Annotated in this window: 22 protein-coding genes; 7 read left to right on the top strand and 15 right to left on the bottom strand. The window is 63.0% G+C overall.

Translation table 11 applies throughout. From position 1 onward, the window contains the following. Positions 1–9 precede the first annotated feature (9 nt). Complete coding sequence (locus ACK8CP_RS00360; protein ID WP_414832958.1) at positions 10–726, bottom strand: fumarylacetoacetate hydrolase family protein; 717 nt, start codon at positions 724–726, stop codon at positions 10–12. Between the two features lie 162 nt (positions 727–888). Between ACK8CP_RS00360 and ACK8CP_RS00355 the strand changes: the two genes are divergently transcribed. The 4 genes from ACK8CP_RS00355 to ACK8CP_RS00340 all read left to right on the top strand — a co-directional run bounded on the left by ACK8CP_RS00355 (position 889) and on the right by ACK8CP_RS00340 (position 6,327). Beyond that, on the top strand, positions 889–2,475 hold the full coding sequence (locus ACK8CP_RS00355; protein ID WP_234628865.1) for a peptide ABC transporter substrate-binding protein: 1,587 nt from the start codon (positions 889–891) through the stop codon (positions 2,473–2,475). 126 nt (positions 2,476–2,601) lie between these two features. After that, positions 2,602–3,525: an oligopeptide ABC transporter permease OppB gene (gene oppB, locus ACK8CP_RS00350; RefSeq protein WP_234628866.1), complete on the top strand. Its 924-nt coding sequence runs from the start codon at positions 2,602–2,604 to the stop codon at positions 3,523–3,525. 8 nt (positions 3,526–3,533) lie between these two features. Beyond that, positions 3,534–4,667, top strand: coding sequence for an ABC transporter permease (locus tag ACK8CP_RS00345; protein ID WP_414832957.1), 1,134 nt, complete (start codon positions 3,534–3,536; stop codon positions 4,665–4,667). 1 nt (position 4,668) lies between these two features. Beyond that, positions 4,669–6,327: an ABC transporter ATP-binding protein gene (locus ACK8CP_RS00340; RefSeq protein ID WP_414832956.1), complete on the top strand. Its 1,659-nt coding sequence runs from the start codon at positions 4,669–4,671 to the stop codon at positions 6,325–6,327. Between the two features lie 62 nt (positions 6,328–6,389). Here ACK8CP_RS00340 and ACK8CP_RS00335 read toward each other — a convergent pair whose 3' ends face one another. Beyond that, the gene (locus ACK8CP_RS00335) at positions 6,390–7,061 is read right to left on the bottom strand and encodes a class II aldolase/adducin family protein (protein ID WP_128291134.1); all 672 of its coding nucleotides are present in this window, start codon (positions 7,059–7,061) and stop codon (positions 6,390–6,392) included. 141 nt (positions 7,062–7,202) lie between these two features. Here ACK8CP_RS00335 and mtnA point away from each other — a divergent pair, with 141 nt between their 5' ends. Continuing rightward, entirely contained in the window at positions 7,203–8,309 is a 1,107-nt protein-coding gene (gene mtnA, locus ACK8CP_RS00330; protein ID WP_414832955.1) for an S-methyl-5-thioribose-1-phosphate isomerase, read from the top strand. A gap of 15 nt (positions 8,310–8,324) precedes the next feature. On the opposite strand, the gene ACK8CP_RS00325 is transcribed toward mtnA, so the two are convergent. After that, complete coding sequence (locus ACK8CP_RS00325; protein ID WP_234628869.1) at positions 8,325–8,798, bottom strand: MarR family winged helix-turn-helix transcriptional regulator; 474 nt, start codon at positions 8,796–8,798, stop codon at positions 8,325–8,327. 69 nt (positions 8,799–8,867) lie between these two features. Here ACK8CP_RS00325 and ACK8CP_RS00320 point away from each other — a divergent pair, with 69 nt between their 5' ends. Then, positions 8,868–9,599 carry an NAD-dependent epimerase/dehydratase family protein gene (locus tag ACK8CP_RS00320; RefSeq protein ID WP_414832954.1) on the top strand — a complete coding sequence of 244 codons (732 nt, stop codon included), beginning with the start codon at positions 8,868–8,870 and terminating at the stop codon, positions 9,597–9,599. A 136-nt stretch (positions 9,600–9,735) separates the two neighbouring features. Further along, the gene (locus ACK8CP_RS00315) at positions 9,736–10,101 is read left to right on the top strand and encodes a cupin domain-containing protein (RefSeq protein ID WP_414832953.1); all 366 of its coding nucleotides are present in this window, start codon (positions 9,736–9,738) and stop codon (positions 10,099–10,101) included. A 126-nt stretch (positions 10,102–10,227) separates the two neighbouring features. Here ACK8CP_RS00315 and mtnK read toward each other — a convergent pair whose 3' ends face one another. From mtnK to ccoN, 12 genes are all read right to left on the bottom strand, one after another. Next, entirely contained in the window at positions 10,228–11,523 is a 1,296-nt protein-coding gene (gene mtnK, locus ACK8CP_RS00310; RefSeq protein WP_414832952.1) for an S-methyl-5-thioribose kinase, read from the bottom strand. A gap of 92 nt (positions 11,524–11,615) precedes the next feature. After that, positions 11,616–11,807, bottom strand: a complete 192-nt coding sequence (locus ACK8CP_RS00305; protein WP_414834307.1) for a hypothetical protein — start codon at positions 11,805–11,807, stop codon at positions 11,616–11,618. After that, positions 11,738–12,307 carry a glutathione S-transferase N-terminal domain-containing protein gene (locus ACK8CP_RS00300; RefSeq protein ID WP_414832951.1) on the bottom strand — a complete coding sequence of 190 codons (570 nt, stop codon included), beginning with the start codon at positions 12,305–12,307 and terminating at the stop codon, positions 11,738–11,740. The genes ACK8CP_RS00305 and ACK8CP_RS00300 overlap by 70 nt, the downstream gene beginning before the upstream one ends. 138 nt (positions 12,308–12,445) lie before the next feature. Then, positions 12,446–12,877 carry a hypothetical protein gene (locus tag ACK8CP_RS00295; RefSeq protein WP_234628874.1) on the bottom strand — a complete coding sequence of 144 codons (432 nt, stop codon included), beginning with the start codon at positions 12,875–12,877 and terminating at the stop codon, positions 12,446–12,448. Then, a complete protein-coding gene (ccoS, locus tag ACK8CP_RS00290) occupies positions 12,870–13,070 on the bottom strand; it encodes a cbb3-type cytochrome oxidase assembly protein CcoS (protein WP_128291128.1) in 201 nt (66 codons plus the stop codon). The genes ACK8CP_RS00295 and ccoS overlap by 8 nt, the downstream gene beginning before the upstream one ends. Beyond that, entirely contained in the window at positions 13,067–15,373 is a 2,307-nt protein-coding gene (locus ACK8CP_RS00285; protein WP_414832950.1) for a heavy metal translocating P-type ATPase, read from the bottom strand. The genes ccoS and ACK8CP_RS00285 overlap by 4 nt, the downstream gene beginning before the upstream one ends. Then, the gene (locus ACK8CP_RS00280; RefSeq protein ID WP_234628876.1) at positions 15,370–15,867 is read right to left on the bottom strand and encodes a FixH family protein; all 498 of its coding nucleotides are present in this window, start codon (positions 15,865–15,867) and stop codon (positions 15,370–15,372) included. The genes ACK8CP_RS00285 and ACK8CP_RS00280 overlap by 4 nt, the downstream gene beginning before the upstream one ends. Positions 15,868–15,875: 8 nt before the next feature. Next, a complete protein-coding gene (ccoG, locus tag ACK8CP_RS00275; RefSeq protein ID WP_414832949.1) occupies positions 15,876–17,408 on the bottom strand; it encodes a cytochrome c oxidase accessory protein CcoG in 1,533 nt (510 codons plus the stop codon). Positions 17,409–17,763: 355 nt separating this feature from the next. Beyond that, positions 17,764–18,696: a cytochrome-c oxidase, cbb3-type subunit III gene (gene ccoP / locus ACK8CP_RS00270; protein WP_234628878.1), complete on the bottom strand. Its 933-nt coding sequence runs from the start codon at positions 18,694–18,696 to the stop codon at positions 17,764–17,766. A 2-nt stretch (positions 18,697–18,698) separates the two neighbouring features. Next, positions 18,699–18,905, bottom strand: coding sequence for a cbb3-type cytochrome c oxidase subunit 3 (locus ACK8CP_RS00265; RefSeq protein ID WP_128291124.1), 207 nt, complete (start codon positions 18,903–18,905; stop codon positions 18,699–18,701). A gap of 4 nt (positions 18,906–18,909) precedes the next feature. Continuing rightward, on the bottom strand, positions 18,910–19,641 hold the full coding sequence (gene ccoO / locus ACK8CP_RS00260) for a cytochrome-c oxidase, cbb3-type subunit II (protein WP_234629388.1): 732 nt from the start codon (positions 19,639–19,641) through the stop codon (positions 18,910–18,912). A gap of 37 nt (positions 19,642–19,678) precedes the next feature. Beyond that, positions 19,679–21,280, bottom strand: a complete 1,602-nt coding sequence (gene ccoN, locus ACK8CP_RS00255; RefSeq protein WP_234629389.1) for a cytochrome-c oxidase, cbb3-type subunit I — start codon at positions 21,278–21,280, stop codon at positions 19,679–19,681. Positions 21,281–21,371: the final 91 nt, after the last annotated feature.

The following is a 21,371-nucleotide window of genomic DNA, read 5'->3' as shown; positions in this document are numbered from 1 at the left end:
GCGGCGCCGTCATTCCGCCGGCCCGATCGCGATGGCGAGCTCCTCGAGTCGCTCGATCTGAACGGACAATTTGTCGCCCGGCTTCACCGCTCCGACACCGGCGGGTGTGCCCGTATAGAGGAGATCGCCGGGCTTCAGGTGATAATAGTGTGACAGATGGGCGATCAGCTCCGGCACGCTCCAGACCATATCGGACAGTCTCGCCTGCTGCCGCACCTCGCCATTGACGCGCGTTGTGAGCGTCTGCTCGTCGATCGCGCCGAAATCGGACGCGGGCATGATCGGCGCGATCAGGGCGGAATTCTCGAACGCCTTGCCGAGATCCCAGGGGCGGCCTTTGGTCTTTGCCGCGCCCTGCAGGTCGCGCCGCGTCAAATCGATGCCGGAGGCGTAGCCGAAGACGCAACCCATCGCCTCATCCGGCGAAACTTGAAAGGCAGGACCTCCGAGCGCCACCACGAACTCTCCTTCGTAATGGCAATCCTGCGTGCCCGGCGGATAGGCGATCGTCGCTCCCGACAAAGCGACCGCATCGGCGGGCTTGGTGAAATAGAACGGTGCCTCGCGATCGACCTCGGCGCCCATTTCCCGCGCATGGTCGGCATAATTGCGACCGACGCAGAAGATCCGCCGCACCGGGAAAACCGCCGCGGCTGTCGCAATCGGCACGCCGACCGAGGGCGGCGGCGGGAAGACGAAACGAGGCTTTTCCTCCGATGGGCTCATAAGGGCGCCTCCTTTGCGCGTGCGGCGACAGGCCTGTGGACACCGCGGCACAGGATTTCGACGCTTCCGTGGCGGCAAGTTGCCATACAATCGATTCCGCGCGTAGTGTCCCCGCACGTTAGGCTGGGCTTTTGAAGTCCGCCCTCTCAAGGAGGATCAGGAATGCGCAGATTGTTGTCCAGGTTCGTTCTGGGCGCAGCGGCGGTAGCATTGATGGCCGCGAGCGCCAGCGCCGAGGTCACTTATACACGCGGCAACGACGCCGACCCCGAGACGCTCGATCAGCACAAAACGTCGACCATTTCGGAAGCGAATGTCCTACGTGACCTTTATGAAGGCCTCGTCGTCTACAGCTCTTCAGCCAAAGTCGTTCCCGGCGTCGCGGAGAGCTGGGAGACATCGGATGACGGTCTGACCTGGACCTTCCACCTGCGCGACGATGCCAAATGGTCGAACGGTGAACCTCTGACGGCGGAAGATTTCGTCTTCTCGTATCAGAGGATCATCAACCCGGAGACCGGCGCCAAATACGCCAACATCCTCTATCCGATCAAAAACGCCGAAGCGGCCAATTCCGGCAAGGTTCCGCCCGAAGAGATTGGCGTCAAGGCGCTCGACGAGCACACACTCCAGTTCACCCTGGAAAACCAGACACCATATTTCCTCGAGCTGCTGACCCATCAGACCAGCCTGCCCGTCTATCCGCCTGCGGTGAAGGAGTTCGGCACCGATTTCGTGCAGCCGGAGAACATGGTGTCGAACGGCGCCTATACGCTCCAGGAATTCACGCCGAATTCGCGTATCGTCCTCGTCAAGAACAAGAATTTCCATGATGCCGACAACGTTGCCATCGACAAGGTGATCTACATTCCCTTCGAGGATCGCTCAGCCTGCCTGCGGCGCTTCGAGGCCGGTGAAGTGCAATCCTGCTCCGACATTCCAACCGAGCAGATGAAGTATGTGAAAGACACGCTGGGCGACGAAGTCCATATCGTTCCGTATCTTGGCACCTATTATTACGCGGTGAAGGCCGACAAGGAGAAGCTTTCCGACGTGCGCGTTCGCCAGGCCCTGTCGATGGCGATCGATCGCGAATTCATCGCGGACGAGATCTGGGCCGGCGCCATGCTGCCCGCCTATTCGCTGATCCCCCCCGGCATCGGCAATTACGGCGAGCCGGCTTATGCCGATTACAAGGACATGGATCCGCTCGACCGCGAAGACAAAGCCATCGAGCTGCTCGAAGAGGCAGGGTACGGAAAAGACAACCCGCTGAGCGTCGAGATCCGCTACAACACCGGCGAAAACCACCAGAACACAGCGACGGCGATCGCCGATATGTGGAAGAATATCGGTGTGAAGACGACTTTCGTGACGGCGGATGGCGCCACCCACTACGCCTATCTGCGCGACCAGGGCGACTTCGACATCGCGCGCGCCGGCTGGATCGGCGATTATTCCGACCCGCAGAACTTCCTGTTCCTGGTGGAAAGCAACAATCCGGGCTTCAACTACGCCAACTACGACAACCCGGAATACGACGCGCTGATGGACAAGGCCGCAGAGACCAGCGACCTCGACGAGCGCGCCGAAGTCCTGAAGCAGGCCGAGACGATTTTCATGCGCGACCTGCCCTTCATCCCGATCCTTTATTACTCCTCCCTCAGCCTGGTTTCAGACAAGCTGCAAGGTTGGGAGGACAATCTCGTCAACGTCCACGGAACGCGGTGGATGTCCCTCGAGCAGTAATCGGGCTGACGCAGAGGTTCCCGCGCACAGGATGTGCGGGAACCTTGAGCCTCCTCTGGGTTTTTCTGCAATCATAGAAGCTGCCTAACTGATGGGCAGGCTTCGCCTTCCACCGACGGAGCGGCGATGCTGAGCTATGTTTTGCGCCGGATGGCGACGGCCATTCCGACGCTCTTTGTCATCATAACGATATCGTTTTTCCTGATGCGCGTGGCACCGGGCGGACCGTTCAATCTGGAACGTCCCCTCGAAGCCAAGGTGATGGAGAATTTGAACCGCATCTATCACCTCAACGAACCGCTCTGGCGGCAATATCTGCTCTACCTGAGCAACCTGCTGCACGGCGATCTCGGACCGAGCTTCGTCTACCGTGACTTCTCCGTGGGCGATCTTTTCGCCGCTGGCCTGCCGGTGTCGATTCAGCTTGGCGCATCGGCGCTCACGCTCGCCCTCATCATCGGCACGGTTTTGGGCTCGATCGCCGCGCTGAAGCAGAATTCCACGATCGATTATCTCGTGGTCGGTGTCGCCACGTTCGGCATCACCATTCCCCCCTTCGTCATCGCCCCCGTGCTGTCCTTGATTTTCGGCGTGTCGCTCGGCTGGCTCCCCGCCGGCGGTTGGGGCAATGGCGCCCTTCCCAACAAGATCCTGCCGATCGTCACGCTCGCCCTGCCGCAGATCGCCATCGTCGCGCGCCTCATCCGCGGAGCCATGATCGAGGCCTTGCGCTCCGACCATGTGCGCACGGTGCGGGCCTATGGCTTGCCGACCCGCGTCGTCGTCATGGTGCATGCCCTGCGGGCGGCCATTCTGCCGGTCGTCTCCTATCTCGGCCCCGCCGCCGCGGCACTTCTGACCGGCTCGATCGTCGTTGAAACGATCTTCGGCATTCCGGGCGTCGGTCGCTATTTCGTCCAGGCGGCACTCAATCGCGACTACACGCTCGTCATGGGCACGGTCGTGGTCGTCTCCATCTTCGTGGTCGTGTTCAACATGATCGTCGACCTTGTCTATGCGTGGCTCGATCCGCGCGTCCGCTACGATTGAGCTCGAAAATGTCGATCGCTGAAGAACCCATCACCCTCGACGAGCCGACGATCTCTGGCCGCTCGCTGTGGCAGGACGCGCTGGTACGCCTCAGGCGCAACAAGGCGGCGATGACGAGCCTGTTCATTCTCGTCGTCATGGCTGTCGCCTCGCTCGTCGGGCCTCTCGTATGGCCGCATCCTTATGACCGCGTCTATTCGGAATATGTGCGCGTGCCGGCGAGCCTTGAGGCCTATCCGCACGAAGAGCGCATCGTGCCCGAAATGGAACGCTCGCTTGCCCGCGCCCGTGTCGACGTCGCTTCCGTCGAGGTTGAAGGCGATAAAGTGCGCGCCGAGATCACCGATGACGACGAGGTCGATCCGCGTATCACGCGCTATGTCGACCGCTCCGACCTCTTCTCCAATGCCAAGATCACGGAGACGTCGGCCGATGGCCGTTCTGCCGTGCTCGAAGCGGATGTCGCGCGGCTTTATTTCATAGCCGGCACCGACGGCAACGGGCGCGATCTCCTGGCGCGAATCTTCATGGCGATCCGCATCTCGCTCGCCATCGGACTTCTGGCGACCGTCGTCGCCCTGATGATCGGGGTCGCCTACGGCGCCACTGCCGGATATCTGGGCGGGCGCGTCGACAACGTCATGATGCGCCTCGTCGACGTGCTTTATTCGCTCCCGTTCATCTTCTTCGTCATTCTGCTCGTGGTCTTCTTCGGGCGCAATTTCGTGCTGATGTTCATCGCCGTGGGCGCCATCGAATGGCTCGACATGGCGCGTATCGTGCGTGGCCAAACCTTGAGCTTGAAGCGGCGTGAATTCGTCGAGGCGGCGGAGGCGTTGGGCGTCTCCAACGCAGGGATCGTGCGCCGTCACATCATTCCGAACGTTTTGGGTCCGGTCGCCGTCTACATGACGCTTCTGGTACCGAAGGTGATCCTCCTGGAGAGTTTCCTCTCCTTCCTCGGTCTCGGCGTCCAGGAACCCCTGACGAGCCTCGGCGTGCTCATTTCCGAAGGTGCCAAGAACATGCAGGGGGCCAGCTGGCTCCTGCTTTATCCCTCCATCGCTCTCGCCCTCATCCTGTTTTCGCTGAACTTCATCGGCGATGGCCTGCGCGACGCGCTCGATCCGAAGGACCGCTGACATGAGCACCCCCGAAAACGTGCTGTCCGTCCGCGATCTCAAGGTGAGTTTCACGCTCGCCGACGGTCAGGTCGATGCGGTCCGCGGCGTCAATTTCGATGTCGCCTCCGGCGAAACCGTCGCCATCGTCGGCGAATCCGGCTCCGGCAAGAGCCAGACGGTGATGTCGCTGATGGGGCTTTTGGCCTCCAACGGCCGTGCCAGCGGCGAAGCGCTCTATCGCGGCGACGACCTTCTGCGTCTCTCTCCGCGTCGGCTCAACCGCATCCGCGGCGACAAGATCACCATGATCTTCCAGGAGCCGATGTCCTCGCTCGACCCGCTCTACAGGATCGGCCGGCAGATCGCCGAACCGATGATCCATCACGGCGGGCTGAGCGCCAAGGCGGCGCGGGCGAAGGCGCTCGAACTTCTGAAGCTCGTGCGCATCCCCAATGCCGAGCGGCGTCTCGACGCCTATCCGCATGAGATGTCCGGCGGCCAGCGCCAGCGCGTCATGATCGCCATGGCGCTCGCCAACGATCCCGACATCCTCATCGCCGACGAACCGACGACCGCCCTCGACGTGACGATCCAGGCGGAAATCCTCAGGCTCCTGAAGGATCTCCAGGACCGGCTCGGCATGGCGATCGTCTTCATCACCCACGATCTCGGCATCGTTCGCCGTTTTGCGGACCGCGTCTATGTCATGCGCGCCGGCGAAGTGGTGGAACAGGGTGCCGTCAGCGAGATCTTCGTGCGTCCGCAGCACCCCTATACGAAGATGCTTCTGGCCGCCGAGCCGGAGGGACACAAGGAGCCAGTCCCAGAAACAGCGCCCGTCCTCCTTCAGGGGCGCGGCGTCTCCGTCTCCTTCAAGATCAAAGAGGGGCTCTTCGGCAAGAATTCCTTCGAATTGAAAGCCGTCGACAACCTCTCTTTGACGCTGAGGCAAGGCCAGACGATCGGCATCGTGGGCGAATCGGGCTCCGGCAAATCGACGCTCGGGCGCGCGCTGTTGCGCCTCATTTCAAGCCGCGGCGACATCATCTTCGAAGGTCAGGATCTGACCGGCGCGGATCTTCGCCGCGACCGCCCTCTGCGCCGGCAATTGCAGATCGTCTTCCAGGATCCCTACGGGTCGCTGTCGCCGCGCCTCACGGTCGGGCAGATCATCACCGAAGGGCTTCTCGTCCACGAGCCGGAGCTCGGCCGCAAAGAACGCGACCGCCGTGCTGTGGAGGCGCTCAAGGAGGTGCAGCTCGATCCGTCGATGCGCAACCGCTATCCGCACGAATTCTCAGGCGGCCAGCGGCAGAGGATCGCGATCGCCCGTGCCATGATCTTGAAGCCGAAAGTGCTCGTCCTCGACGAGCCCACATCGGCACTCGATCGGTCGGTGCAGAAGGAGATCGTAGACCTGTTGCGCAAATTGCAGCGCGAGCACAACCTCTCCTATCTCTTCATCAGCCACGATCTCTCGGTGGTGCGGGCACTTGCCGACACCGTCATCGTCATGAAGGAAGGCAAGGTCGTGGAAGAAGGGCTGACGGAAGACGTCTTCGCCCGTCCGCAGAAGGACTACACGAAAGAACTGATGGCGGCGGCCTTCATGAGCCAGGAGGCCCGCAAGGATGCCGAGCAGGAAGCGGCCTCGAAGCAGGAGGCGGAGGCGTCCTAAGCCTCCCGGCCCCAGGCGTGCCGCCCGGGCCGGTTCCGTGAATAAAATACGCGCGCGGCGTCTTACGCGTCGCGCGCCTGCTCCACGGCAAGTCCGTAGCCGGACATGAGCTCGCCGGCTTCGGCAATCTCGTGTTCAGACAAAAGCACCGGGCCGCCGATCAGAAGCGCCTGGTAATAGTGGCGCGCGAGCGCTTCGAGCTCGACGGCAAGCCACATCGCCCTCTCCAGATCGGCGCCGATGGCGATCATGCCGTGATTGGCGAGAAGGCAGCCTTTTCTCCCCTGAAGCGCTTCGAGCGCGACCTCGGACAATTCCTTGGAGCCGAATTTGCGATAGGGGGCGCAGCGGATCTCGGCTCCGCCAAAAGCGGTCACCATGTAATGACAGGCGGGGATCTCCCGCCGCGCGATCGCAAGCGTCGTCGCATAGGGTGCATGCGTGTGGACGGTGGCGCCGATTTCCGGCCGCGCCTTGGCAATGTCGAGATGAAACCGCCACTCGCTCGAGGGCTTGTTCGGCCCCTCATAGGCGCCGTATTCGCCATTGAGCGGCAGGGCCGCGATCATTTCCGGCTCCAGCTCGTCATAGGGAATGCCGCTCGGCGTGATCAGAAGCCGGTCCTTGTAACGCGCGGAGATGTTTCCAGCCGTGCCCTGATTGAGGCCGCTTGAATTCATCTCGCGACAGGCGGCGATGATCGCCTTCCTCAGCGCTTTCTCTGTCTTGCTCATGGCACTTCCTCCTGTCTCGGCGCTATCATGAAGCGGCACGTTCCGCCATGCGGCGCACAGGGATGCGCCTGGCCTTTGCGTCTCATTGACAGGCCGGCGCGGCGCTCCGACCATGTTCGGTGTATTCTGCAGGAGGACGAGATGCAGGTCGATGGCACGCCCTATCGCACCGTCTGGCTGGGTGACGACGGTGAGACCGTCGAGATCATCGACCAGACGAAGCTGCCGCATCGTTTCGAGATCGCACGCCTTGAGACGATGGAGGACGCGGCAACCGCCATCAAGGACATGCTGGTGCGCGGCGCGCCCCTGATCGGCGCCACCGCCGCTTACGGCATGGCGCTCGCCGCCCGCAGCGATCCCTCCAACCATGCACTCTCCGCCGCCTACGGCCAACTTCATGCGACCCGCCCGACGGCCATCAATCTCCGCTGGGCGCTCGACGAGATGATGCAGGCTCTATCACCGCTATCGCCGAGCGAGCGATCGGCGCGCGCCTATGAGCGCGCCGCCGAGATCGCCGACGAGGATGTCGAGATCAACCGGGGCATCGGTCGGGCCGGGCTTCCCATCATCGAGGCGATCTGCGCGGGCAAGCGGCCGGGCGAGACGGTCAACATCCTCACCCATTGCAATGCCGGCTGGCTCGCGACCGTCGATTGGGGCACCGCGACGGCGCCGATCTACATGGCGCATGAGGCGGGTATTCCCGTCCATGTCTGGGTCGACGAAACGCGGCCCCGCAACCAGGGCGCCTCACTGACCGCCTGGGAACTCGGCCATCACGGCGTGCCGCATACGGTGATTGCCGACAACACCGGCGGCCATCTCATGCAGCATGGCATGGTCGACATGGTGATCGTCGGCACCGACCGCACCACGGCTTCCGGCGACGTCTGCAACAAGATCGGCACCTATTTGAAGGCGCTCGCCGCCCGCGACAATTCCGTGCCGTTTTATGTCGGCCTGCCCTCGCCCACGATCGATTTCCGCGTCCATGACGGGGTGAAGGAGATCCCCATCGAACAGCGCTCCGGCGAGGAGGTGGCAAAAATCACCGGCCGCACTTCATCCGGAGAGATCGAAACCGTCACAATCGTGCCGGACGGCTCACCGGTCGCCAATTACGCCTTCGACGTGACACCCGCCCGCCTCGTCACCGGCCTCGTGACCGAACGCGGCGTCATCGAGCCGACACCCGAAGCAATCGCCGCAGCGTTCCCGGAAAGGGTGCGGGTGGCGGCTTGAGCGGCGATCCCACTGTCAGCCCGCATTCAGCCGCGATACGGCGACCAACCAGCGGCGGATTTCGGCTGTGGTTTCCTCGCTGAAGCCTTGAGCAAGTTCCGCCTCCACCGCCTGCACGCGCGAACGGCAAGCTTGCAGTAGGTCGTTCCCAGATGGGGTCAGGTCGATCCGCAGAATCCTGCGATGCACCTCGTGCGGCCGGCGCTGGATATGTCCGGCGCGCTCCAGGTTCGCCACGATCACATTGGTCGTCTGGGGCGTAAGGAGGGCCATACGCGCGATGTCGGCGTTGGACTGACCCGGATACGCTTTCACCATCGTCATCACCGCAAATTGTGGCGGCGTGACCTCAAGGTCGGCCAGGGCGCGATCCATGCGCAGGCGATGGGCCGCAGCGGCCTGTCGCAGCAGATAACCAAGATATCCGCCCTCGCCGCGTTTGCCCTCACCAATCTCGGGCAATTTCGTCTGATCGGCACTCTTGCTCATTATCAGTACCCTGATATGTTATCAGAACTATGATAAATAAAGTTCAGGTGACACGAAAGGGTGTGCGGTATGGCGGGAAAGGTTTTTGTGGCGGGAGCAAGCGGCGCGGTCGGCCGCCGACTGGTTCCGATACTCATAGCCCAAGGTTGGCAGGTCGTTGGTCTGACACGCCATAAAGAGAAATGTGCAGAGCTTGCAGCACTTGGGGCTGAGCCTGTCGTCGGCGACGTGTTCGACGCGGCATGCCTCGAAGAAGCCGTTACGCACGCAAGGCCCGATATCGTCATCCATCAACTGACCGACCTTCCGCCCGGCCTCGATCCGGCGGAGATGGAAGAGGCGACCGCACGAAATGCCCGTATCCGCGACGAGGGCACGTGCAATCTCGTCGCCGCCGCGACGGCGGGACACGTTCAGCGCTTCATCGCGCAAAGCGTGGCCTTCGCCTACGCAGATGGACATTTGCCGCACCGGGAGGGCGATGCGCTCGCAATCGAGGCATCAGGTCGGGCGGGCATTTCCGCGCGCGGCGTGGCAAGTTTGGAAAGGCAGGTCCTCACGGCTCCGTTCGAAGGTGTGATCCTGCGCTACGGACGGCTTTACGGCCCCGGAACCGGCTTCGCCAAAGCGGCCGGGGCAGCGCCCGTGCATGTCGACGCGGCGGCATATGCGGCTCTTCTCGCCGCTGATCGGGGCGAAGCTGGCGTCTACAACATCGCCGAGGACGACGGCGCGGTTCTGAGCGAAAAGGCGAGACATGACCTCGGCTGGTCGGCCGACTGGCGGATGGGAGAACCCTGAAATGAGCCTGATGCTCCGCTCCCATCACCGCCCATGGCAGCGCTCGACTTTGCGGCGCAGGGGCTGGGCCCTACTCCTGGTCACCGCTGCGGGCGCAGCCTCACTCTATCCGCCGCTCCACTCCAGATTTTACGAAATGAGCGACGCGGACGGTTCCGGTGCGGCGGCACGGCCCCAAACATCGATGAGGATCTTGGCTTGCACACCGTTGCCGGACGTGGAGGGCAAGTCGATCACGACAGCGTTGGTGCACTTTCCCCCGGACGCCTTCACGCCGGAGCATCGGCACCCCGGCTCGGTCACGGCCTACGTCCTTGACGGTACCATCCGTTCCCAACTGGCCGGCGAAAGAACTGGCACCTACGTCGCCGGCGGGACTTGGTTCGAGCCGCCAGGTGCAGTCCATCTTTTCGCGGAGAATGCCAGTTCGACGGAAGCAGCCGATCTGTTGGCGATCTTTGTTGCAGACGACAATTGCGGTCCGCTGACGATTTTCAAATAGCCGGCCTTCGATGGGAAGGCGACCGGACGATCGCAATCGGTATGAAGACTGGCTCATCAGGCGCCTTCTCGACATGGCGAGGCGAGCACAGCCAATTGGCGTGCTCGCACGTCATCGACACATGCCTTACCCGCCGAGTTTCGGCTCCCAGCCGTTGAGCCGCTCGGCCTGGCCGCAGACGGCCTCGATCGAGCCATAGGCGCGCGTATTCACCATCATGTCGCGGGCGAGCCGCAGGCAGCGGGCTTCGGCGGTGGCGCGTACGCGCTCGTCCCCGATCTTTTCCAGATCGATGTTGTGGGCGAGACCCAGAATACGGCGGATCATCTTGGCGGCGGCAAAGCCGAGCGTGTCGGCGAAAAGCCGGTCGAGATAGGCCTCGCGCTCCGCCGCGAGACGCGTCTTCCCCGCCTCGGAGGCGAACAGCGGCGTGGGATAGGCGTCGCCCGTGCCATTCTCTTCCCAGAGCTTTTTGAACTTGGCGCGAAAGCCGTTCCAGAACTCGGTCGTCGCCTGAAGCACCCAGGCGCGATAGGCGTCGCGTCCGCCCGGCTCGCTCTCGTGACCCACCTGCGAGAAATAGGCGATCAGAAGGTTCGCGATCACCGCGCCGGTATCGAAGCCCATCGGCCCCATGAAGGCGAATTCCGGATCGATGACGCGCGTCTCCTCCGGCGTCAGCATGACGGACCCGGTGTGGAGATCGCCATGCAGCATCGCCTCCGCATCGCACATGAACTTGAGCTTCAGGCGGGAAATGGCGACCTTCAGATCGCCGTCCTCGCGGATCGAGGCAGCGAGCGGATCGAGATAGGGCGCCGTCCAGCGGTTCCGCTCCGCCACCATATAGGGCTCGGTAAAAATGAGGTCCTCGGTAATCTTGCAGAGCTCGGTGTTGCCGGCGAAGGCGCCGACCATCGCCTTCTTCTCCGCGGCCTTGAGCGCGAGATCGGAGGTAAAGAACAGCGTGTTGGCGGCGAAAGTGGAGAGATCATCGGCGAATTTCGGATAGACCGTCCCGGCGATCATGCCATGCCGCATGATGATATGCGGCTCCAGAAGCTCCATGGCGATGAGCGCCAGCGTCTCGTCGTAGTGGTAGATCTCCGGAACGAGGCCCGGCGCATGCTGCGCTTCGCGGCTGAGCGCCATATGTTCGAAATGCGCACGCTCCAGCGGCAGCGGCCAGCCCTCGCCGACGAGGCGGAGATAGGGCAGCGCCTGCTTGACCGCGACGCCGCTTTCAGACCCCCGCACCTTGAAGACGAGATTGAGATTGCCGTCTCCGACCTCCTCGATCGTCCACGCGGCGGGATCGCCGCCGAGCCGGTCACGCACGGCGGAAATCTCGGCGAGATAGCCGCGAAGGCTTTCCGGATCATGGGCGCGGTAGCCCGGCGGGACTTGCAAGGGTGCGGTCATCTCATCCTCCCCGCCCCCACGCGGCGGGGGCTCGACCTCTTCCGGGACGATGCAACTCCCTTGGGCGACGCCCTGCAAGACCGCGCGTTGCCTCAGGCGGCGAAGCGTGCGCCGCGCGCCAGACCATCATGGAGATCGAGGCAGCGTCCGAACCAGTCGGCGACGGCATCGTCGGGATCGATCGGCAACCCGCCATGGATGACGGCCAGCCACATCAGGGTTCCAAAAGGAATGTAATCGACAAATCCCGGCTCGTCGCCGGCGAGCCAGGGATGGAATTCCAGCGTCCGGCGGAGCGGCGCCAGTGCCTTGTCGAGTTCGGGCTGACGAGCCCAACATCCTGCTGCGCTTCTTCGAGAGGCAGGCCGAGGCGGCTTTCCCGGCTCTCGCGGAAATACTCTTGATCGGCATCGTCGAGCTGATCGTGGATATCCTTCACGATCATGCGCAGGATCGGCGGATGCAGCGTGGCAAACGTGGCGCTTTCCATGAAACGCGCGGCCGCGATCCCGTCCGCGGCGGCAAAGAGCGGCGCCCGGTCCGGATAGGCATGTTCCAGATGCACCGCGATCTCGAAGGAATCGCGCACCCTGACGCCATGGTCGTCGAGCACAGGCACCGTGCGCACGACATCGGGTTCGATCGCCGCGACACCGAGAAACGGCGTCGGCACGGTCTCGAATTCGAGACCCTTATGGGCAAGTGCCATCTTGGCGCGCCAGCAATACGGGCTGAAGCGCAGATTGCGGTCTCGCCCGCACAAATCGAAAAGCCTTCGCGTCATTGTTCCCCCTCGAAAACCGGCGCGTTGGAAAGCCGGCGAAGGTTAACGTCGTTCCGATTTTCTAGGAAGCCGGACGCAACGCCGCGAGGAAGCGGCGAGACGCGTCGGGGTTACCTCGAAGGCGTTACTTCAAGGGCGTTACTGCGACGGCGTGAAGGAGATCACCGCAAAGCAGATGGAGAGAAGCGCCGACAGCCAGACGATCGAGACATAGCGCTCGATGATCCTACGGCCTTCGACCGTGATGCCGCGCATGCCGCCGGCGGTGACCCGCTGGGCGATATGGGCACCGGTCAAAACGATGACGAAGAGGATCTTCACATAGAACCAGGCGCTCACCTCCCTCTCCGTCATGCCGTAATGGCTCCACAGAAGCAGGACGCCGGTCAGCCAGACAAAGGCGAGAACCATGGTGGTGAAATTGCCGAGCGTGCGCCGGGCGAGCGCCAGAGCCCGCCCGCCTTCGCCCTCACGGCCAGCGCTGGCGCGCAGCATAACGTAATGCGAGACGGCCATGCCGGTGACCATCGCGATCATGATCAGATGCGCCATGCGCAGAATTTCATACATGTTGGGCTGCGTCCTCTTCCTCGCGCGCCTCGTTCCGGCGCTTCCCATCCGCAGGCTCGTCGTCGAGGAGAATGCGGGCGGCGGCACCGTCGAGGTCGTCGTATTGTCCGCTCTTTAGAGACCATAGAAACGCGGCAAGGCCAAGCGCGCCCAAAAACAACGCCGCCGGAATGAGAATGACGAGGATGGTCACGCCGCTGCTTCCCGGCCGGTATCGGCGAGCGCATTGCGCGGCTGCTGCTTTGCGGTCGCCCGCTTGCCAGCGCCGAGAGACAGGCGAAGCGCATTCGCCGTCACCAGGATGGAGGAGCTCGACATGGCGACCGCGGCGATGAGCGGGGTCGCAAAACCGGCGAGCGCCACCGGCACGGCGATCGCGTTGTAGGCGAGCGCGATCGCGAAATTCTCCAGGATGACGCGCCTTGCCCGGCGCGCGACGACGATGCCTTCCGCGACCGGTGCCAGCGCACCGGACGAGAGGACGAAATCGGCCGCAACCTGCGAAATGTCGGAACCGGTCGCGGGCGAAATCGAAGCCGCCGCGGCCGCGAGCGCCGGCGCATCGTTGATGCCGTCGCCGACCATCAGGACATGCCGGCCCTCTCTCTGCAACCGCTCCACTTCCGCGACCTTGTCGGCGGGCGTCACCCCGCCCTTCCATTCGGCAATGCCGAGGCCGCGAGCGGCCGCAGCGACCGCCTCCGGTCGATCGCCCGAGAGAAGATGCACGCCGAACCCCATCTCCTTGAGACGCGCGACGAGCGGCGCCGCATCGGGCCGCAACCGATCGACGAAACGGAAGGCCTTGGGCGCCGCCCCCGGGATCTCGAGCCAGATTTCCGAAAAAGCCCCGCCGCTCTCGGCGTGGTCTGTCTCGGCAACCCATTCCCGCCGTCCGAGACGCACGCGGCAGCCTTCGACGCGCGCTTCCATGCCCGCGCCGGGCTCTTCGCGCACATCCTCCACGGAGAGAGGCGAAACCCCACGGTCTTGAGCCGCCGCGGCAAGAGCCTTGGCGAGCGGATGGCGACTCTTGCTGGCCAGCGCCGCGGCCAGCGCCCAGGTCCTGCCGTCCACCTCCGGCTCCTCGGCAAGACGGGGATCCCCGCCGGTCAAGGTGCCGGTCTTGTCGAAGACGACCGTATCGACGCCGGCAAGACGTTCGAGGGCCGCGCCGTCCTTGACGATGATGCCTTCCTTCAGAAGCCGCCCGCTCGCCACGATCTGTGTCGCAGGCACCGCCAGGCCGAGCGCACAAGGGCAGGTGATGATGAGAACGGCGATGGCGATCATCAAGGAATCGTGCCAGCCGATGCCGACGAGAAACCAGCCGACGAAAGCGAGAGCCGCCAGGATATGGACGGCGGGCGCATAGATGCGGGCAGCACGGTCGGCGAGACCGACAAAGCGGCCACGGCCTGCTTCCGCGCCTTCCATCAGGCGGATGATGTCGGCGAGGAGACTGTCCCCCGCCCCCTTCTCCACCTTGAGACGGATCGGCCCTGTGACGTTGAGCGTGCCGGCGAAGACGGCACTGCCGTCCCGAACCGCCTCGGGCAAGGGTTCGCCCGTCAACGGTGATTTGTCGATGTCGCTCCAGCCCGAAATGACCGTCCCGTCGAGCGGCACACGCTCCCCGGCCGCCACTTCGACGACATCTCCAGGTTTCACCGTTCCCGCGCGCACGAGGCTGATACGGCCATCCTCGCCGACGAGCCGCGCGCTGTCGGCCGACAACGACAACAGCCGCGTCGCGGCGGCCCGCGCCACCCCCCGCATACGGAAATCGAGCACCCGCCCGATCAGCAGAAAGAAGAGGAGCGTAATCGAGGCATCGAACCAGGCATGCCGCGCGCCGATGATGGTCTCGTGCAGGCTCATCAAGGCGGCCAGCACGACGGCAAGTGAGATCGGCACATCCATATTGAGGCTGCGGGCGGAAAGCGCCCGCGCCGCGGAGCGGAAGAAAGGCCGCCCGGCATAGGCGATCGCCGGCAGCGCGATCATCGCCGAAATCCAGTGAAAGAGGTTTCGCGTCGCTTCGTCGGCACCGGACCAGACGGAAACCGACAAGAGCATGACATTGCCGGCGGCAAATCCGGCCACGGCGAGCGAGCGCAACAGCTCCGCTCCAGCCTCCTCGTCGGCGACATTGTTGAACACGGCGGGATCGACAGGCCTTGCCGCGTAGCCGACACCGCGGACGGCCGCGATCAGCTCTTCGGCTTCTGCCGTCTGCGGATTGAAACCGACCACCGCCTTGTGGGCCGTCAGATTGGCGCGCGCCCGCGACACACCCGCGACCGAGAGAAGGGCCCGCTCCACCTTCGCGAGGCAGCCGGCACAATGCATGTCCGGCACGATCAGCGTCAGCTCGGTTGCGCCGTCCTTCGCTTCGCGCAGGAAGGCCGGATCGACGTGATCATCAACAGGGTCGGGTTGCGATCGGGCAAGCTCGATCGCGGCAAGCGAGGCACCTTCCCCGCAGCAGCTCATGAGGCTGGTCCGCTATCGACCATCACCGGCTCGGTCGTGCGAAAGACCAGATCCTCGCCGGAGCGGACCTTGAGCTCCACCATCCAGCGCCCCGGCCCCAACGGATCATCGGCGCGATAGCCGTCGGCAACCTGCTGCAACATCACGAGACGATCCTCGTTCCAGTCCGAAGCACGCCCGATGATGGCCGAGACATCGAGACCCGTAATCGGCGCCCCGCTCTTGTCGCGCAGATCGACGGTCAGAATACCGCCGGTCGTGTCGAACTTCGCGTCCCAACCGCGCGCATCCTGCGCCCGGCTCGCCGCCAGCCATTTGTTGTAATTCTGGCTCGCGACGTAGGAGTTCTCGACGATGAGCCCCGGGAAGGTCGATGTCGCAAAGAAGGCCATCGTGAAATTCACGATGATGATGGTGCCGAAAAACAGCGAGATGATGCCGAAGAAATGCCAGCCGTTGAGGGGGTTTTCCTCGCTTGGCCAGAAAGCACTCATCACCCGTCTCATCGCGTCGGCCCGTGGAATTGCGCATCAGCCGAAGAAGTCTGACCCGTCTCGGGATCGGTGACAACAAAATCGAAATCCTGAGACCCGCGGGCCCCTTCCGGCATCACCACGAACACCCTGAGATCGCGCACGCGATCCGGCTGCACCTCGACGATCAGGTTCCGGCTCTTTTCCTCTTCCGCGCCAGCGTACCACATCTCTGCCCCAGGCAGCCCGTCGAGCGTCACCGAGAACGTCTTGAGCTCCGGCAGCATGTTGAGGAGCTTCACCGTATAGGTGTTGCGCACCGACCCGTCGGAGAGCGTCACGAAGAGCGGATTGCGCTCATGCAGGACGTTGATGTCGAGACGGTCGCGCATGGCGAGCGTAACGAGCATGGCAACGCCGATGAGCGACCAGAGCGTGAAGTAGATGACCGTGCGCGGACGCACGATGTGGGACACGGAAAAGCGGCGCTGCTCTTCCTTCGCCACTTCGCGGCCCTTGCTCGCCGCCGCAGCGGCATGGACCTGATAATCCTGCAGCGTCGAGTAGGAAATCAGCCCGCGCGGCTTGTTCACCTTGTCCATGATGTTGTTGCAGGCATCGATGCACAGAGCGCAGGTGATGCATTCCAGCTGCTGGCCGTCGCGAATGTCGATGCCCATGGGGCAGACCGCCACGCAGGCGTTGCAATCGACGCAATCGCCGGTGTCCAGCCCCTGCTGCTCGCTCTTCTTGCGATGCCGCGAGCGCGGCTCGCCCCGCCAGTCGTTGTACGTGACGATGAGCGAATCTTCATCGAGCATGGCGCCCTGAATGCGCGGCCACGGGCACATATAGGTGCACACCTGCTCGCGCATGAAGCCGGCGAAGACATAGGTCGTAAAAGTCAGGACCGCGATCGTCACATAGGCGGCAGGAGGCGCCTTCAGCGTCACGAGATCGACGGCGAGCCCCGGAGCGTCGGCGAAATAGAACACCCAGGCGCCGCCGGTCGCGATCGCGATGAGGAGCCAGATCGCATGCACGGTGGCGATCTTGCGGATCTTGGCGAAGCCCCAGGGCGCCTTGTCGAGGCGCATCTGGGCGTTTCGGTCACCGATGATCCATCGTTCGACCGCCATATAGAGGTCGGTCCACACCGTCTGCGGACAGGTATAGCCGCACCAGGCCCGGCCGACGACCGACGTGATCAGGAAGAGGCCGAGGCCCGCCATGATGAGCAGGCCGGCCACATAATAGAATTCCTGCGGCCAGATCTCGATCGAGAAGAAATAGAAGCGGCGACTGGCGAGGTCGACGAGCACCGCCTGGTCGGGCGCGTTCGGCCCCCGCTCCCAGCGAATCCATGGCGTCACCCAGTAAATGCCCAGGGTGACGAACATGATCAGCCATTTCAGCCGCCGGAAGGCACCGGAGACTTTCTGAGGAAAAATTTTGAGACGCGCCGCGTAAAGCGACCGTTCGTTACGGCTATTGACCGGATCGGCCTCGACCTGGTCGACAACCCCGCCCCCCGCGTAGGTGTCCTGATTCATCTTGGCCATTTAGATTCCATTGCTGCCGCGACAGCATGCGCGTGGATAGCTTGGAAACGGTCTAATCCGTTTGACCCAAGTCAATCCAGCTCGCCGGGACGGACTGAGCGCATTCGCCGCATGCGACAAGAAACAGCTCAGACGACAAAGCGCCACGCGACGAAACCAGGCGCGCGGTCCGGCCGGCTCAACCCAGCAGATTGCGGTTACGACAGAACATGGATGCCAGAAAGTCCTGCCTTCGTCGACGACGAACGGACCGGCGAGCCGGCCGCTTCGGACAATCATATCAGGAAAGCACGATATAAAGAAACGGGCAGCCATCGGCCGCCCGTTTTAAAACCTCAGATCGGAGAGACGCGCCTCAGTTCGCGGCGGTCGCATCCACGTTCTGACCACCGCCCAGCGACCACACATAAAGTGCCAGCTGCTTGATGGTGACTTCGTCGAGGCGCCCCGACCAGGCCGGCATGACGCCATGCTTGGGACTGTTCACCTGCGATTCGATCTGCTCGAGGTCCGGGCTGTAGAGCCACACCTGATCGTTGAGCGCAGGCGCACCCAGCATCTGCTGGCCCTGTCCGCTCTCACCATGGCACACGGCGCAATTGTCGGCGAAGACCTGTGCGCCCTCCTCGGCGAGAGCCCCGTCATGTTCGAGGCCGGACAGCGAGCGGACGTAATTCGCCACCTGCTCGATCTGGCTCGAATCCAACAGGCCGTCGCGGCCGAACGCCGGCATCTCGGAGATCCGCGTTTCATCGTCCTGTTCGTAGCGGACACCGTGCTGCAGCGTGGTGTGGATGTCTTCGAGCGTTCCGCCCCATATCCAGGCATCGTCATTGAGGTTCGGATAGCCATAGCCGCCCTCGGCACCGGAGCCGTGGCACTGGACGCAATTGACCTTGAACGCCGATTCACCGCCCCGGAAGGCAACCTGCATCAGCTCGTCGTTGGTGCGGATCTCCTCCAGCGGCGTGTCGCGGATCTGGTTCATCACCGCCTGGCGGCCTTCCTCGACGGCGGTCAGCTCACGCGCAATTGCTGAGCGGGAATGCCAGCCGAGAACTCCGTCGGTACCGGTTTTGATCAGCGGGATCGCTGGATAGAGCACGACATAGACGAGAGCGAAGATCGTGCAGCCGTAGAAGATGTACAGCCACCACTGCGGCAGGGGATTGTTGAGCTCCTTGATCCCGTCCCATTCATGACCGGTCGTTTCCGTCCCGGTGACCTTGTCGATCTCGACGCCATGGCCTCGCGGCTCGTTCGAAGCGCCATCTTTATTGGTGGCCATCATTACTCTCCACGTCCAGGAGTCTGGTCACGCGGTGGCTGCTCTTGAGCCGGCCGCTCGTCATGTTTGAAGGGAATATCGCCTTGGGCGCGGTAAGAAGCACGGGCGCCCGGACGATAGACCCACAGAACCGCCGCGGCGAAGACCAGGAGCATGAAGAGAAGCCCCCATTTGTCCGCGAAGTGGCGCAGGGTATCGTAGGTGCTCATCGCCTCACCTGAGATTGTCTTCGGCGAGCGGCTCGTAGGTGGTGAAGTCCACCAGCGTGCCGAGCATTTGAAGATAGGCCACCAGAGCGTCCATCTCCGTGATCTCCGACGGATTGCCGTCGAAGTCGCGCACGTTCACCTTCGGGTAGCGCTCTTCCAGACCGCTCGGATCGCCGTTGGGATCGACCTGCGCCCGCAGATCCGCCTGCGCATTGGCGATCATGTCCTCAGAATAGGGCACACCGACAACCGCGTTCACTTTGAGATGCTCGGCGATGTCGTCGGCCTTGAGCGGCGTTTTCTTGAGGAAGCTGTAGGTGGGCATGATCGATTCCGGCACCACGGAACGCGGATCGGTCAAATGCTCGACGTGCCACGCATCGGAATAACGCCCGCCGACGCGCGCCAGATCAGGCCCCGTCCGCTTCGACCCCCATTGGAAGGGGTGGTCGTACATGGATTCCGCGGCAAGCGAGTAATGGCCGTACCGCTCGACTTCGTCGCGCATCGGGCGGATCATCTGCGAGTGGCACAGATAGCACCCCTCGCGGATGTAGATGTTGCGACCGGCAAGCTCCAGCGGCGTGTAGGGCCGCATCCCTTCGACCTTCTCGATCGTGTTCTGCACGTAAAACAGAGGCACGATTTCGACGAGGCCGCCGATCGAGACGACGATGAAGGAGAGCACGAACAGAACGGTGATGTTCCGTTCCACCCTGTCATGGTTGCGCAGGATGAATTTCGTAAACGGGTCGAGCACGTTGTGTCTCCTATCACTCGGCCGGTTCGACGGCAGCGCCGATCGGGGTCTCCTGACGGAGATCACCGCGGATCGTCTTGTAGATGTTGAACGCCATGATCAGCCCGCCGGCGAGGTAGAGCGTGCCGCCGAGAGCGCGGATGATGTAGTAGGGATGCATGGCCGCAACGGTTTCCACGAAGGAGTAAACGAGGAAGCCTTCCTGGTTGTACTCACGCCACATCAGGCCCTGCATGATGCCCGACACCCACATGGAGGCGGCGTAGAGAACGATGCCGATCGTGGCGAGCCAGAAGTGCCAGGACACGAGCCGCACCGAGTAGAGCCGCGGCCGGAACCACAGCTTCGGCACCAGGTAGTAGATCGCGCCGAAGGAGATCATCCCGACCCAGCCGAGCGCACCGGAATGCACGTGACCGATGGTCCAGTCCGTGTAGTGGCTGAGCGAGTTCACGGCCTTCACCGACATCATCGGCCCTTCGAAGGTGGACATGCCGTAGAAGGCGACGGCGATCACCATCATGCGGATGATCGGATCGGTCCTGAGCTTGTCCCAGGCGCCCGACAGCGTCATCAGGCCGTTGATCATGCCACCCCAGGACGGCATCCACAGCATCACCGAGAACACCATGCCGAGCGTCTGCGCCCAGTCGGGCAGAGCCGTGTAGTGCAGGTGGTGCGGGCCGGCCCAGATGTAGAGGAAGATCAGCGACCAGAAATGGACGATCGAGAGCCGGTAGGAATAGACCGGGCGTTCGGCCTGCTTCGGAATGAAATAATACATCATGCCGAGGAAGCCGGCGGTGAGGAAGAAGCCGACCGCGTTATGGCCGTACCACCACTGCGTCAGGGCATCCTGGACGCCAGAGAAGGCCGAGTAGCTCTTGGACCCGAGGAAGGAGACCGGCACGGCGAGGTTGTTGATGACGTGCAGCATCGCGATCGTCACGATGAACGCCAGATAGAACCAGTTCGCCACGTAGATGTGGGGCTCTTTGCGCTTGGCGATGGTGCCGACGAAGACCACGAGATAGGCGACCCAGACGATCGTCAGCCACAGGTCGATGTACCATTCCGGCTCGGCATATTCCTTCGACTGCGTGACACCGAGGAGATAGCCGGTGGCGGCAAGCACGATGAAAAGCTGATAGCCCCAGAAGACGAACCACGGCAGACCTCCGCCGAAGAGGCGGGCACCGGTCGTCCGCTGCACGACGTAGAACGAGGTGCAGATGAGCGCATTGCCGCCAAAGGCGAAAATCACCGCCGAGGTGTGCAGCGGCCGCAAACGTGCGAAATTGAAATATGGCTCGATATTAAGGTGGGGAAAGGCAAGCTGGAACGCGATCAACACGCCGACCATGAAGCCGACGACGCCCCAACCCACAGTCGCCACGGCGCCATAGCGAATCACTTCGTCCATGTAGCCGTCTGGACGCTCGCGCAGCGGGATGTTCTTCCCAGAGACATCCATGGTGCGCAGCCGCCAGATGGCAGCGCCGAGTGCGATCAAGGCAACCAGTCCCATATGGACCGCGAACTGCATGTCATGAGCCTTCACAGAGGCTATGACGGCAACCAGCGCGATCAGGAACAGGATGCCGGCTTGTGCCATCCCCATGGCCATCTCCTATAAACTCGCCAAGTGCGCCCAAGCGACGCGCTAGAAGGCTTCCAAAGTAGCTATCGACTTTAGGGGAAACTGA

The sequence above is a fragment of the Afifella sp. YEN Y35 genome (genome assembly GCF_047553465.1).
Lineage (GTDB): Bacteria > Pseudomonadota > Alphaproteobacteria > Rhizobiales > Afifellaceae > Afifella > Afifella aestuarii.
Note: the sequence above shows the minus strand (reverse complement) of the source record. Positions and strands in the feature narration are given on the sequence as shown.

Bases quoted from the DNA above. Each gene is read 5' to 3' on its own strand.
- ACK8CP_RS00360 (WP_414832958.1), bottom strand. From the start codon at position 726: ATGAGCCCATCGGAGGAAAAGCCTCGTTTCGTCTTCCCGCCGCCGCCC.
- ACK8CP_RS00355 (WP_234628865.1), top strand. From the start codon at position 889: ATGCGCAGATTGTTGTCCAGGTTCGTTCTGGGCGCAGCGGCGGTAGCA.
- oppB (WP_234628866.1), top strand. From the start codon at position 2,602: ATGCTGAGCTATGTTTTGCGCCGGATGGCGACGGCCATTCCGACGCTC.
- ACK8CP_RS00345 (WP_414832957.1), top strand. From the start codon at position 3,534: ATGTCGATCGCTGAAGAACCCATCACCCTCGACGAGCCGACGATCTCT.
- ACK8CP_RS00340 (WP_414832956.1), top strand. From the start codon at position 4,669: ATGAGCACCCCCGAAAACGTGCTGTCCGTCCGCGATCTCAAGGTGAGT.
- ACK8CP_RS00335 (WP_128291134.1), bottom strand. From the start codon at position 7,061: ATGAGCAAGACAGAGAAAGCGCTGAGGAAGGCGATCATCGCCGCCTGT.
- mtnA (WP_414832955.1), top strand. From the start codon at position 7,203: ATGCAGGTCGATGGCACGCCCTATCGCACCGTCTGGCTGGGTGACGAC.
- ACK8CP_RS00325 (WP_234628869.1), bottom strand. From the start codon at position 8,798: ATGAGCAAGAGTGCCGATCAGACGAAATTGCCCGAGATTGGTGAGGGC.
- ACK8CP_RS00320 (WP_414832954.1), top strand. From the start codon at position 8,868: ATGGCGGGAAAGGTTTTTGTGGCGGGAGCAAGCGGCGCGGTCGGCCGC.
- ACK8CP_RS00315 (WP_414832953.1), top strand. From the start codon at position 9,736: ATGAGCGACGCGGACGGTTCCGGTGCGGCGGCACGGCCCCAAACATCG.
- mtnK (WP_414832952.1), bottom strand. From the start codon at position 11,523: ATGACCGCACCCTTGCAAGTCCCGCCGGGCTACCGCGCCCATGATCCG.
- ACK8CP_RS00300 (WP_414832951.1), bottom strand. From the start codon at position 12,307: ATGACGCGAAGGCTTTTCGATTTGTGCGGGCGAGACCGCAATCTGCGC.
- ACK8CP_RS00295 (WP_234628874.1), bottom strand. From the start codon at position 12,877: ATGTATGAAATTCTGCGCATGGCGCATCTGATCATGATCGCGATGGTC.
- ACK8CP_RS00285 (WP_414832950.1), bottom strand. From the start codon at position 15,373: ATGAGCTGCTGCGGGGAAGGTGCCTCGCTTGCCGCGATCGAGCTTGCC.
- ACK8CP_RS00280 (WP_234628876.1), bottom strand. From the start codon at position 15,867: ATGAGTGCTTTCTGGCCAAGCGAGGAAAACCCCCTCAACGGCTGGCAT.
- ccoG (WP_414832949.1), bottom strand. From the start codon at position 17,408: ATGGCCAAGATGAATCAGGACACCTACGCGGGGGGCGGGGTTGTCGAC.
- ccoP (WP_234628878.1), bottom strand. From the start codon at position 18,696: ATGGCCACCAATAAAGATGGCGCTTCGAACGAGCCGCGAGGCCATGGC.
- ACK8CP_RS00265 (WP_128291124.1), bottom strand. From the start codon at position 18,905: ATGAGCACCTACGATACCCTGCGCCACTTCGCGGACAAATGGGGGCTT.
- ccoN (WP_234629389.1), bottom strand. From the start codon at position 21,280: ATGGCACAAGCCGGCATCCTGTTCCTGATCGCGCTGGTTGCCGTCATA.